The following is a 12,597-nucleotide window of genomic DNA, read 5'->3' on the forward strand; positions in this document are numbered from 1 at the left end:
CCGGCCCGCCACCCGGCCGCTCACCCGGAATCCCCCGCTCCGCCCCCTGAGTGACCCCGCTCACCCCGGATGCCACCCATCCGGAGCAGAAGCCCGGACCAGGGCGGCCAATCTCTTGTGAAGAAGTTCACGAAGTTGGTGACGGGGTACCCCGACAGCGGCCCCACCAGGCACGTCCCACCCCCTCAAAGGGGCGGCGGCGATGACGCATGAGCGCCCGGCAGGGCCTGCCGGTCAGGCCAGCGACCAGGCGATTCCGTCCAGAATGTCGCATTCGCTCACCACGATCTCCTGGGCGCCCGTCCGTTCCATCACCGACTGGAGGATCAGGGCTCCGGAGGCGATGACGTCCACCCGGCCCGGGTGCATGGCGCCGATCGCCGCGCGCTCCGCGTGGGTGGAGGCCAGCAGCCGGGCGGTGATCTCGCGGACCCGGTCCAGGCTGATCCGGGAGTGATGGATCGCCGCCGAGTCGTACTCCTCCAGGCCCAGCGCGATGGCGGCCACCGTGGTGACCGTGCCCGCGAGGCCGACCAGGGTGGCGGCGGAGGTGAGCGGGACGGTCTGCCCGGCCAGGTCCAGGGCGGCGGCCACATCGGCGCGGATCGCCGCGGCGGCCCCCGCCGGAGGCGGGTCCTGCACGGCGCCGTCGCGCACGAGGTGCCGCTCGGTCATCCGGACGCAGCCGATGTCCACGGAACGGGCCGCCCACACCCGGTCGTCGCCCACCACGAACTCCGTGGAGCCGCCGCCGATGTCCACGACCAGGTACGGCTTGCGCAGGTCGTCGCGGCCGGTCAGCTCCCGGGTCGCCCCGTCGAAGGAGAACGCGGCCTCCTGGTCACCGCTGATCACCTCGGGCTCGACGCCCAGGATGTCCAGCACGCCGCGCACGAACTCGTCCCGGTTCTCCGCGTCCCGGGAGGCGGAGGTGGCGACGAAGCGGACCTTCTCGGCGCCGTGCTCCCCGATCACCGCCGCGTACCGGCGGCAGGCGGCGAACGTGCGCTCCAGCGCCTCCGGGGCGAGCCGGCCGGTGCGGTCCACGCCCTGGCCCAGCCGGACGATCTCCATCAGACGGGCGTGCTCGACCAGCTCGCCCGTCGCCGGATCGGCGTCCGCGACCAGCAGCCGGATCGAGTTGGTGCCGCAGTCGACGGCGGCCACGCGCGTCATGCCGTCGCCTCCCCGCCCTCGTCCGCGCACGGCGTGACGCACGGGCCCTTGCGCCACCACTCCGGCAGCATCGCCAGGGCCTCGTCGCCCAGCGGGTTCACCCCGGGCCCGGCGGCCAGGGAGTGCCCCACGAGCACGTGCAGGCACTTCACCCGGTCCGGCATGCCGCCGGCGCTCGGGAAGCCCTCCAGGACCTCGATGGCGTCGCGCCGCGCGATGTAGTCCTCGTGCGCCGCCCGGTAGGCCGCCGCCAGCTCCGGATCGCTGCCCAGGCGCTCGGTCATCTCCTTCATGACCCCGTTGGCCTCCAGCGTGCCGATCGCGGACGCGGCGCGCGGGCAGGTCAGGTAGTACGTCGTCGGGAACGGCGTGCCGTCCTCCAGCCGGGGCTGTGTCTCGACCACGTCCGGGTTGCCGCAGGGGCAGCGGTGCGCGATCGCGCGCAGCCCGCGCGGCGGGCGCCCCAGCTGCTGCTGGAACGCGGCGATGTCCGCCTCGGTGGGGGCGGTGGGCTCGGTCTGGGGAGGGGGCGTTTCCATGCCTGCCTTGAAATCTGGTCGGACTGCGCGAACCGCGGGGTGCCGGTTCGACAGGGGTACGGGGATGGGGACGGCGGCCGTCAGCCGCGGTCGGCGCTGTCCACGCCGTCCCACAGGTTGGAGTGCCACGGCCGGTCCGTCCCGGACGGTGTCCCGTCGCGCTCGCGGGCGGCGTCGGGATCGACCACGGTGTAGCCGGTCTCGCCGGGGAGGACGTAGTGCAGGTGCTCGCGGGCCAGCCGCCTGATGTACGCGTCGTCCTGGAGCCGGGCCTTCTCGTCCCGCAGCTCCTCGGTGCGCCGCTCGGCCTCCCGCGCGAGCCGCCGCTGGTCGGCGATCTCGTCGCGCTGCGACACGTACTGCCGCATCGGGTACGCCAGGGCGACCACCAGCGTGCACAGGACCAGGGCCAGGAAGGCGGCCCGGCCGGTGAGCCGGGAGCGGCGGGCCTGCCGCCGGTTCTGGGACCGGTAGACGCGGGCCGCGGTCTGCTCGCCGAGCAGCCGCAGCCGGGTAGCGGTGGAGAACCGGTCCCGGTCCTTCGCGGCCATGTTCCCGCCTCCCCATTACGCACGTACGTCCGTCCCCGCACACGGTACGGGACCGGGTGCGGGGACGGACGGAGGCGGGGGTGGTCGCCCTGCCGGGCGGCCGGACCGGCCGCCCTTGCGGCGTGCGTCAGTTCGCGGGGCGGAACCGGGGGAACGCCGAGCGGCCCGCGTACACCGCGGCGTCGTCGAGGATCTCCTCGATGCGCAGCAGCTGGTTGTACTTGGCGACGCGGTCCGAGCGGGCCGGGGCGCCGGTCTTGATCTGACCGCAGTTCACGGCGACCGCGAGGTCGGCGATGGTGACGTCCTCGGTCTCGCCGGAGCGGTGCGACATCATGCACTTGAAGCCGTTGCGCTGGGCCAGCTCCACGGCGTCCAGGGTCTCGGTCAGCGAACCGATCTGGTTGACCTTGACGAGCAGGGCGTTGGCGGAGCCCTCCTCGATGCCGCGGGCCAGGCGCTCCGGGTTGGTGACGAAGAGGTCGTCGCCGACGATCTGCACCTTGGCGCCGAGCTTGTCGGTGATGACCTTCCAGCCCGCCCAGTCGTCCTCGTACAGCGGGTCCTCGATGGAGACCAGCGGGTACGCGGAGACCAGCTCCTCGTAGTACTCGGTCATCTCGGCGGCCGAGCGGGACTTGCCCTCGAACTCGTAGGAGCCGTCCTTGTAGAACTCGGACGCGGCGACGTCGAGCGCGAGCGCGATGTCCTTGCCCGGCGTGTAACCGGCCTCCTTGATGGCCTCGATGATGAGGTCGAGGGCGGCGCGGTTGGACTCCAGGTTCGGCGCGAAGCCGCCCTCGTCGCCCAGGCCGGTGGACAGGCCCTTGGTCTTCAGGACCTTCTTGAGCGTGTGGTAGACCTCGGCGCCCCAGCGCAGCGCCTCGGAGAACGACTCGGCGCCGATCGGCGCGATCATGAACTCCTGGATGTCCACGTTGGAGTCGGCGTGCGAGCCGCCGTTGAGGATGTTCATCATCGGCACGGGCAGCAGGTGCGCGTTGGGGCCGCCGAGGTAGCGGAACAGCGGCAGGTCGCTGGCCTCCGAGGCGGCGTGGGCGACGGCGAGGGAGACGCCGAGGATGGCGTTGGCGCCGAGCGAGCCCTTGTTCTCCGTGGCGTCCAGGTCGAACATCGCCTGGTCGATGAGGCGCTGCTCGGTGGCGTCGTAGCCGACGAGCTCCGGGCCGATCTGCTCGATCACGGCGAGGACGGCCTTCTCGACGCCCTTGCCCTGGTAGCGGTTGGGGTCGCCGTCGCGAAGCTCGATGGCCTCGAACGCACCGGTGGAGGCGCCGGACGGAACAGCAGCACGACCGGTGCTGCCGTCGTCGAGGCCGACCTCGACCTCGACGGTGGGGTTGCCCCGTGAGTCGAGGATTTCCCTGGCTACGACGACGTCGATGGACGGCACGAGGCATCTCCTTCTGGGATATGACGCTGATGGTGCAGGGTCACGTTGGCCTTGCCACAAGAGCCTAACCGGCCCGGCCCCCTGCGTCGGCGGGGCGCCCGCCCCCTGGGACGAAAAAGGACCCAAGGGTGGGCATAACCGGACGCAACGCCAGATAATTACTGACCGGTAACTACAACTGTTGAACGGTCCGGAGGCGGCGCGCCCCGGCCCGGCACACACGGGGGGGGAGGTGCGTGCCGGGCCGGGGCGGTCCCGGGGACCGTCCCGCAGGACGGTCCCGGCGGTCGGCGAGGAGGGATCGCGACCACGTGCGCCGAGGCGCGACTACTTCGTCAGGTGGAGCTGCTGGCCCGGGTAGATCAGGTCGGCGTCGTCGACGATGTCCTTGTTCAGCTCGAACAGGCGCTCCCAGCCACCCTTGACGTGGTGGGCGGCGGCGATCTTGCTCAGCGAGTCGCCGGTGACGACCTTGTACTCGCCGTCACCCTTGGCGACCTTCTCGCCGGTGGGGGTGGTGACCGTCTTCTTCGAGCCCTGCTTCGGCGCGTCGGAGCGGTCGGAGCGGTTGGTGGCCGGGGCCTCGGTGCGCTCGGCCTGCTTCTTCGGGGCGGCCTCCTGCTGGGGGGCCTCCTGCTTCGGCGCGGCCTCCTGCTTCGCGGCACCGGAGCCGGTGTCCACGCCGGGGTCGACGCCGTCGTTGGTCAGGCCGCCGGCACCGGCGCAGGCCCAGGCGCCCGGGCCCTGCATGTCGAGGAGGCGCTCGGCGGTGGCGATCTGCTGGGCCTTGGTGGCCAGGTCGGCGCGGGGGGCGTACTGCGTACCGCCGGCGGCGGCCCAGCTGGACTGGGAGAACTGCAGGCCGCCGTAGTAGCCGTTGCCGGTGTTGATGGACCAGTTGCCACCGGACTCGCACTGGGCGACGGCGTCCCACGTGGCGACCGAGGCCGCGGAGGCGTTGGTCGCGCCCATCAGCGGCACGGCCACGGCGGCGCCGGCGACACCGGCGAGCGTGGCGAGACGGACGGCCTTGGACGGACGGCGGTGCTTGTTGCTCTTGCGGTTGAGCAGCATCGAGTCTTCTCCTCACCGACGCCTGCGAGGTGAGCTGTCGGGTTCGGGCCAAGTGAGTTGCCCGGCCGCGCTGCTGGCGCGACTTCACCCCTAGCCGGTCCTGATGCGTCTCCCGACGATCCGGCCCAGCGCCTACCTGGGTCCCCCGCTCCTGCCTACGGCGCTTTCGCGTCTGTTCCCTTCGACCGACGGCAGGATTCGGCGTGACGGTCGACGGGGCCCGCGGTGCGAGCGGTTCCGACCGTAATCACACCCAACCGTCATATTCAAAGACGGACATACCGGATAATCATCACGTAAGAGCATCCGAAGAACCCCTGTTTGCGCAGGTCGGAAGGGATGCGGCCGGACCTCCCGGACAAGGCGCGTGAGTTCACGCAAAGAGACCCATGTCTCACTCGGTCAAAAGTGGGACACAGGTCTCTTAAACCACCCAAATCACAGGGGGCTCATGACCACTCTCCGGGGCCCTCAGGCCCCGGAAAGCAGGAGTTCAGCGGGCGTCCGCGCCCAGGTCGGGGCTCTGGCCGCCCAGGTCGAGGCTCTGGCCGGGCAGGATGAGGTCCGGGTCGGCGCCCACCTCGTCCTTGTTCGCCTCGTACAGCTCCGGCCAGCCGCCCGGCACGTCCTGCGCCTCGGCGATCGCCCAGAGGTTGTCGCCCGGCCGGACGGTGTACGCGGTGTCGGCCTGGCGCGCCGCGTCGTCGCGTCCCTCACCGTCACCCCGCGAGGCGTGCCGGCCCGCGTCGCGCCCGCTCTCCTCGACCGCGTCCTCGGCGGCCGGGGCACCGCGGTGCTTGCCGCCCCGCTCCCCCGTGCCGTCCGACGGGCCGGTGGTGCCCGAGGGGTCCGCGGAGGGGGTGCCGGAGGGGTCGGCGGACGGCGAGGCCGAGGCGTCGCCCGGGGTCGCGCTCTCCGCGCTGCGCCCCGCGTGCTTGCCCTTGCTCGTGGCCTTGCCCGCGCTCGGGCTCGGGCTCGCGCTCTCGCTGGTCCCGCGGTCCGCGGCCGTCCCGCCTGCGGCGTCGCCCGCCGACCTGCCGGACGCGGCCCGGTCCGACGCGGTGGCGTCGTCCTGCGGGTCGGTGCCGAGTCCGGCGTCCAGGCCCGCGTCCGCGCTGCGGGCGGGCGCCTCGGCCTCCTCGTCGCCCGGATCGACGTCCGCCGCGCCGCTGCTCTTGGCGAGCCCGGAGATCACGGCGCAGCTGGGCCACGCCTTCGGGCCCTTGTCGGCCAGGACCTTCTCGGCGACCGCGATCTGCTGCGAGCGGCTGGCGAGGTCGGCGCGCTCGGCGTACGCCTCACCGCCGTACGCCTTCCACAGCTCCGGCGTGAACTGGAGCCCGCCGTACGAGCCGTTGCCGAGGTCGGCGCTCCACATGCCGCCGCTCTCGCACTCGGCCACCCGGTCCCAGGTCGAGGCGTCGGCCGCGTGTGCGCCGGAGGCCCCGAGCAGGGGGATGGCCAGAGCCGATCCCGTGACGCCCGCGGCGACGACGATGGCGGGTGCCTGACGAGGGCGGCGGTGTCTGCCGTTCGCGGAGCCCATGGGAAATGCCTTCCGTGTGACTGACAAGCGACTACTGACAAGCGACTGGTGAGTCGAACGGTGAACCTAGCCGGAGTCGAACGTGAGTCACAAGTCGATGCAGCGCAGATCACGTGAAAGTCACAGAGTTGACAGAGTGTCACTTCCGGCGCCGCGCGCCTCCGGCGTGAACCGCACCGGGAGCGTGCGCAATCCCCGCATGATGAGCCCTCCGCGCCACCGCAAATCAGCAGGTTCCACCGCAAGTCGCAGGTCCGGAAGGCGCGTCAGGAGCGTGGCGAGCGCGGCCTGTCCCTCCAGCCGGGCGAGCGGTGCTCCCAGACAGTAATGAATGCCGTGGCCGTAGCCGAGATGCTGGTTGTCGCGCCGCGCGAGGTCCAGCGTGTCCGGTCCGGCGAACCGCGCGGGGTCGCGGTCGGCCGCCGCGAGCACCACCAGGACCGGATCGCCCGCCGCGACACGCTGCCCGCCGATGGTCAGCGGCTCCGTGGCGAACCGCCAGGTCGCCAGCTCCACCGGGCCGTCGTAGCGCAGCAGCTCCTCGATGCCGGTGGCCAGCAGCTCGCTCTCCCCCGCCGCGAGGGACCGCTGGAGCCGTTCGCGCTCGGCGGGGTGGCCGAGCAGGGTGTGCACGCCGTTGCCGATCAGGTTCACGGTGGTCTCGAAGCCGGCAAAGAGAAGGATGAAGGCCATCGCGGCGGCCTCGTTCTCCGTCAGGTGCTCGCCGTGGTCGCTCGCCCGGATCAGCCCCGAGATCAGATCGTCGCCGGGGTCCTCGCGCTTGCGGTGGATGAGTTCGAGCAGATAGGCCCGCATCTTCTTCACGGACCTGGCGACCCCGCCGCGCGGCCCGCCGCCGTGCCGGATCATCATGCCCGCCCAGTCCCGGAAGTCGTCCTGGTCCTCGGCCGGGACGCCCAGCAGGTCGCAGATGGCGTAGATGGGGAGCGGGAAGGCGAACTCGTGGATGAGGTCGGCCTCGCCCCGGTCCGCGAACCCGTCGATGAGCCGGTCCGTCAGCTCCTGCACGCGGGGCGCGAACCGGGCGATGCGCCGGGGCGTGAACGCCTTGGACACCAGGCGGCGCAGCCGGGTGTGGTCGGGCGGGTCGATGTTGAGGAGGTGCGTCATCAGCTCGGCCTTGCGCTCGCCGGGGATGCCGGTCTTCCCCTTGGCGTGCGCGGGCTCGGCGTGGTGCGCCGGGTTCTTGGACAGCCGGGCGTCGGCGAGGGCCTGCCGGGCGTCCGCGTACCGGGTCACGAGCCAGGCCTCCACCCCGCTGGGCAGCGTGGTGCGGTGCACGGGGCTGTGCTCGCGCAGCCAGGCGTAGGCGGGGTACGGATCGGTGGCGAACTCCCAGGTGAAGAGTTCGGGGCTGTCGTTCACGCGTCCGACGTTAGCCGGTGGTGCGGGGCGTGCCCTCGGCCGTCCTGATCGCGTCCCGGTACGCCCGTCCGGCGGCCCGGAGCGCGGCCTCCGGGTCGGTGCCGTCCTCCTGCGCGCGCACGGCGAGGGCGAGGAGCCGGTAGCCGATGTCGTCGCCCTCGGGGAGCGGCACGTCGAGGCCGGCGGTGCGGGCGCGGCTCGCGAGCTTCGCGGCGAGCGCGAGGCCGGGCTGGCCGAGGGGCACCCCGTCGGTGACCGACGTCCGCTGCTTCTCGATGGCCTTGGTGCGCAGCCAGTGGGCGTGGACGTCCTCCGGGGTCTCGGCGGTCTCGTCGCCGAAGACGTGCGGGTGGCGGTGGATCAGCTTCTCGATCAGCGTGCCGGCGACGTCGTCCACGGAGAACGGCTCCTGCTCGTCCTCCTCGGCGATGCGCGCGTGGAAGACGACCTGGAGCAGGACGTCGCCCAGTTCCTCGCGCAGTTCGTCGCGGTCGCCGTCCTCGATCGCCTCGACCAGCTCGTACGCCTCCTCGATGGCGTACTTGGCGAGGCCCTGGTGGGTCTTCTGCGAGGTCCAGGGGCACTCGTTCCGGATGCGGTCCATGATCTGGACGAGGTCGAGCAGGCGTGCGCCGGGCAGGTCGTAGGAGCCGGGCAGCAGTTCCAGGTCGGGCATCCGCACCCGGCCGGAGCCGGCCAGCCGGGCCAGTCCGTCGGTGAGCGGCTGGTTGCCGTCGCCGCCGGTGAGGACGACCACGGTCCGGCCGCCCGCGCAGGCGTCGACCAGCTGCTGGGCGTCGGGGACGCCGGGGGTGACGGTGACGCCGGCCTCGCGCAGGTACGGGAGCTGCGGCTGTTCCGGCTCGCCGCAGCGGACCTCGTCGGCGGCGTGCAGTGCCTGCCAGGCGGGCCAGGACAGCAGTCCGGGCGCGACCCGGTGGCTGGCGGTGAGCAGGACGATGCGGCCGGGGTCTTCAGCGTTCACACGGCGAATCTACCCGGCCGCGGGCGGCGGTCCTCAGGCCCCGGCGTCCGGGATCTCTCCGGCCTGCTTGGTGACCTGGCTGATCCAGGGGGCCTTGTAGTCGCCGAGCTGGATCTGCTGGTCGTCCCAGGCGCCGTAGCGCGGGTTGACGTCGACGTTCAGGGCCTTGGACGCCTTGGTCAGCGCCTCGCCGATGGCCTTGCTGCCCTCGGGGGTGGCCGGGTCGGCGCCGAGGGCGTGGCCGAGCTTGGTGATCTGGATCTGCTCGCGCAGGAAGCCGTCGATCTGGTCGGGGGCGAGCCAGCGCTCCTGCAGGACGGCGGCCCGGAGGCCCTTCTCGCCGTTGTAGTTGGCGGTGACCGAGGTGCGCATCCGCTGGATCTCCGCGGGGGAGACGGTGACGCCCGCGTCCGCGGCGGCCCGGTCCAGGACCCGGTCCAGGATCAGCCCGTGCAGCTTGGCGCGGGCGAGCCGGCCGGTCTGGTCGGTGAGCTGGGCGGCCTGGTCGGAGGAGTTCTGGGCCTCGCGTACGTCCGCCACCTGGGCCTGCACGGTGGAGACCGTGATCCGTTCGCCGCCGACGACGGCCGCGGCGCCGGGGTGCGCCTGGCTGCCGCAGGCGGTGAGGAGCGGCGCTGCGGCGAGCAGGCCGGCGGAGACGGTGAGCGCGGTGCGACTGCGGCGGTGCAAAGGAGCCTCCCGAGGAGATTGTGCGGCGGTGCACAAGGCCTTGCGGTGATCGATGTTAGGCAGTGGAAGTGGTCCGGGCCACTGATTCGACCAACGATTCGGGAGCAGTTGGGGATGTGGGCTGTGGGCGGGCCGCTCAGGGGACGGGTTCGGCCGTTTTCCGCGGTGTGTCCGGGCGGAGCATGATCGTGCGGGAGAGCAGGAAGGTCACGGGGATCGCGGCGGCCGCCGCGACGGGCGGGGCGTAGCGGCTGCTGAACCCGGCCACGTCGACGAGGAGGTAGACGCCTCCGGTGGTGATGACGAAGTTCGCCGCGTTGGTGAGCGGGAAGAGCAGGAACTTCCGCCAGGTGGGCCGGGTGCGGTAGGTGACGTACGAGGTGAGGAAGAAGGAGCCGGTCATGCTGAGCGCGAAGGCGAGGGTGTGCGCGGCGAGGTACGGCAGGGCGTGCAGGAGCAGCAGGTAGCAGCCGTAGTACGTGGCCGTGTTCACCGCTCCGACGAGGACGAAGCGTACGAGTTGGGCGGAGACCGTCATCGTCGTACGAACTCCCGCGGCTCCGGCTGCGGTTCGGGCAGGGTGCGGTGGGGTCGGGCGTTGGTGGCCTTGACCAGGAAGTGCGGGCGGCGTTTGACCTCGTAGTAGATGCGGCCGACGTATTCGCCGACGACTCCGGCGAGCACCATCTGGACGCCGGCGAGCGCGGTGACGACGACGAGCAGGGTGACGTAGCCGGGGGTCTCGACTCCGCGGACGAGGGCGACGCCGACGATCCAGGCGGCGTAGGCGAGGGCGAGCGAGGTCAGCAGGAGGCCGAGGTAGAGGGCGGCGCGCAGGGGCTTGTTGTTGAAGGAGAGCAGTCCGTCGAGGCCGTAGTTGAGGAGCTTGCCGAAGCTCCAGGCGGAGCTGCCCTGTTCCCGGACGGCGTTCTCGTAGCTGAAGGTCGTGGTGGGGAAGCCGACCCAGGCGAAGAGGCCCTTGGAGAAGCGGTTGTACTCGGTGAGGGAGAGCACGGCGTCGGTCGCGCGGCGGGACAGGAGCCGGAAGTCGCCGACGCCGTCGACGAGTTCGACGTCCACCAGGCGGTTGATCAGCCAGTAGTAGGCGCGGGCGGTGACGGTCCGGGTGACGCGGTCGCCGGTGCGGGTGCGGCGGGCGACGACCTGGTCGTATCCGCGGGAGTGCTCCTGGAGCATGCGGCCGACGAGTTCGGGCGGGTGCTGGAGGTCGGCGTCCATGAGGACGACGGCGTCGCCGTCCGCGTGCTGGAGTCCGGCCAGCATGGCGGCTTCCTTGCCGAAGTTGCGGCTGAAGGAGACGTAGCGGACGCGGGGGTCGTCGGCGGCCAGCCGCTCGATGAGGGGGAGGGTGCGGTCGGCGCTGCCGTCGTCCACGTAGACGATCTCGAATGCGTGGCCGAGGCCCAGCATTTCGTCCGTGACGCGTGCGTGGAAGCGGTCGAGGACCTCTTCCTCGTTGTAGCAGGGCACCACCAGCGAGATCAGCACCCGTATACCTCACCGGGGCGATGTGTCGCCCGCCGGAGCCCGGTGTGACCGCCGGGCGGCCATCGGGTGAACGGCCCCGAACGCCCTTGCCGGCGCGCGGCGTTCAGCCGCCCCGGACCTGCATGCGGCGTTCCAGTTGCCGGCGCAGGTCGGCGGGGAGCGGGTGGTGGGGTCCGTAGGCGCGCTCGGTGTCGTACAGCAGCGCCTGGAGCTGGGCGATCGCTCCGGCGTGGTCGCCGAGGGCGAGCAGCAGTTCGCCGATGCGGTGGCGGATCTCGTACGAGCGGGCCGGGTCGTTGCCGGTGGCGTACTGGTTCTCGTAGTACGGCAGGACGGCGCGGTACTCGGCGAGCGCGGCAGCGGGTTCGCCGAGCTGTTCGAGGCACTGGGCGACGTCGCAGCGGTAGCCGAGGGTCTGCGGGTCGGCGGGGCCCGATTCGGCGGCCCGGTCGTCGGCGAGGCGGCGCAGTTCGGGCAGGGCGCGGCGGTACTGCCCGTCGTCCATGAGGGTCGCGGCGTACTGCTTGCGCAGGATGCGTACGACCGGGGAGCCGGGGCCGTGCTGTTCGGCGGCTACGGGGAGCAGGCCGCCGAGCATGTCCACGGCCTGGGTGATGCGGCCTTCGCCGAGGAGCCGCTTGACCTCGTCGACGGCGGCGGCGACGTCCGGCCGGGCGGGCGCCGGGGCGGGTCTGGCCGGCGGCGGGGCCGTGGCGCGGTCGGGCCAGGGGGCGTGGGGGCGCAGGAAGGGGCGGGTGGGGTCGAGCGGCCCGGAGGGCTGCCGGGAGCCGCGTCCGGGCAGCAGCGGGGCGAGCTGTTCGTACACCTCCTGGGCGCTGGCGGGGCGGTGCTGCGGGTCCTTGGCGAGCAGCCGCAGGACCAGGGCCTCCAGGGCTTCGGGGATGTCGGGGCGGATCTGCCGGACGGGGAGCGGCGGTTCGTAGAGGTGGCGGTGGAGCACGCCGAGGGCGGTGGAGCCGGCGAAGGGCACGTCGCCGCTGAGCAGTTCGTGCAGCAGGACGCCGAGGGCGTAGAGGTCGGTGTACGGGCCGACGGCGCCGCCCATGGCCTGTTCGGGGGCCATGTAGGCCGGGGAGCCGATGGGTGAGCCGGTGTGGGTGAGCCGGGTGGTGTCGGTGTCGAGGACGGAGGCGACGCCGAGGTCGAGGACGAGGACGGTGCCGTCCGGGCGGACCATGACGTTGCGGGGCTTGAGGTCGCGGTGGACGATCGGCACGGCGTGCACGGCGCTGAGGACGGCGCACAGCTGGGCGGCGACCGCGACGGCCCACGGCCAGGGGTAGGGGTCGTGTTCGGCGAGGTGGTCGCCGAGGTCGGCGCCCTCCACGTACTGCATGACGAGGAAGAGGTCGTCGCCGTCGCTGCCGGCGTCGTGGACGGTGACCAGGCCGGCGTGGTCCACCTGGGCGGTGACGCGGCACTCGCGGACGAAGCGGCGGCGCAGTTCACCGGCAGCGTCGCTGCCGATGGGCCCGGTGACCCGGTCGGGGCGCAGCAGCTTGACCGCGACCCGGCGGTCCAGGCGCTGGTCGTAGGCGGTCCAGACCTGGCCCATGCCGCCCTGGCCGAGGATGGTGGCCAGTTCGTACCGTCCGCCGATGAGCCGGCCGTTCACCGGCCTTCCTCCTTGCGGAGGTAGTCGCTCAGTTCGTCCAGTTCGGCGCGGACCTGGTCGATGCGGTGGGGCGGCGGGGGCGGGGTGTGGG

General features: G+C 72.4%; 12 protein-coding genes and 1 riboswitch. All 12 genes read right to left on the reverse strand.

Annotated elements, in window-relative coordinates; all coding sequences use genetic code 11:
- Positions 1–234: 234 nt before the first annotated feature.
- The gene (locus MHW47_RS04565) at positions 235–1,176 is read right to left on the reverse strand and encodes a Ppx/GppA phosphatase family protein (protein ID WP_239221311.1); all 942 of its coding nucleotides are present in this window, start codon (positions 1,174–1,176) and stop codon (positions 235–237) included.
- Entirely contained in the window at positions 1,173–1,715 is a 543-nt protein-coding gene (locus MHW47_RS04570) for a DUF501 domain-containing protein (RefSeq protein WP_239221312.1), read from the reverse strand. The genes MHW47_RS04565 and MHW47_RS04570 overlap by 4 nt, the downstream gene beginning before the upstream one ends.
- Before the next feature lie 80 nt (positions 1,716–1,795).
- Complete coding sequence (locus MHW47_RS04575) at positions 1,796–2,266, reverse strand: septum formation initiator family protein (RefSeq protein ID WP_239221313.1); 471 nt, start codon at positions 2,264–2,266, stop codon at positions 1,796–1,798.
- 127 nt (positions 2,267–2,393) lie between these two features.
- On the reverse strand, positions 2,394–3,680 hold the full coding sequence (gene eno, locus MHW47_RS04580) for a phosphopyruvate hydratase (RefSeq protein ID WP_239221314.1): 1,287 nt from the start codon (positions 3,678–3,680) through the stop codon (positions 2,394–2,396).
- Between the two features lie 327 nt (positions 3,681–4,007).
- Positions 4,008–4,754, reverse strand: coding sequence for a transglycosylase family protein (locus tag MHW47_RS04585; protein ID WP_239221315.1), 747 nt, complete (start codon positions 4,752–4,754; stop codon positions 4,008–4,010).
- Between the two features lie 4 nt (positions 4,755–4,758).
- Positions 4,759–4,927: riboswitch (cyclic di-AMP (ydaO/yuaA leader) on the reverse strand.
- 320 nt (positions 4,928–5,247) lie between these two features.
- Positions 5,248–6,300 (reverse strand): transglycosylase family protein, encoded by a 1,053-nt coding sequence (locus tag MHW47_RS04590; protein ID WP_239221316.1) that lies wholly within the window; start codon positions 6,298–6,300, stop codon positions 5,248–5,250.
- Positions 6,301–6,420: 120 nt separating this feature from the next.
- Entirely contained in the window at positions 6,421–7,686 is a 1,266-nt protein-coding gene (locus tag MHW47_RS04595; RefSeq protein WP_239221317.1) for a cytochrome P450, read from the reverse strand.
- Between the two features lie 10 nt (positions 7,687–7,696).
- Positions 7,697–8,671: a nucleoside triphosphate pyrophosphohydrolase gene (locus MHW47_RS04600; RefSeq protein WP_239221318.1), complete on the reverse strand. Its 975-nt coding sequence runs from the start codon at positions 8,669–8,671 to the stop codon at positions 7,697–7,699.
- 33 nt (positions 8,672–8,704) lie between these two features.
- On the reverse strand, positions 8,705–9,361 hold the full coding sequence (locus MHW47_RS04605; protein WP_239221319.1) for a SurA N-terminal domain-containing protein: 657 nt from the start codon (positions 9,359–9,361) through the stop codon (positions 8,705–8,707).
- Positions 9,362–9,497: 136 nt separating this feature from the next.
- On the reverse strand, positions 9,498–9,899 hold the full coding sequence (locus MHW47_RS04610) for a GtrA family protein (protein ID WP_239221320.1): 402 nt from the start codon (positions 9,897–9,899) through the stop codon (positions 9,498–9,500).
- On the reverse strand, positions 9,896–10,870 hold the full coding sequence (locus MHW47_RS04615; protein ID WP_239221321.1) for a glycosyltransferase family 2 protein: 975 nt from the start codon (positions 10,868–10,870) through the stop codon (positions 9,896–9,898). Before MHW47_RS04615 ends, MHW47_RS04610 begins: the two co-directional genes overlap by 4 nt.
- Before the next feature lie 103 nt (positions 10,871–10,973).
- Positions 10,974–12,506, reverse strand: coding sequence for a serine/threonine-protein kinase (locus MHW47_RS04620; RefSeq protein WP_308381399.1), 1,533 nt, complete (start codon positions 12,504–12,506; stop codon positions 10,974–10,976).
- Between the last annotated feature and the right edge of the window lie 91 nt (positions 12,507–12,597).

The sequence above is a fragment of the Streptomyces sp. OfavH-34-F genome (genome assembly GCF_022347745.1).
In the GTDB taxonomy this organism is placed as follows: Bacteria; Actinomycetota; Actinomycetes; order Streptomycetales; family Streptomycetaceae; genus Streptomyces.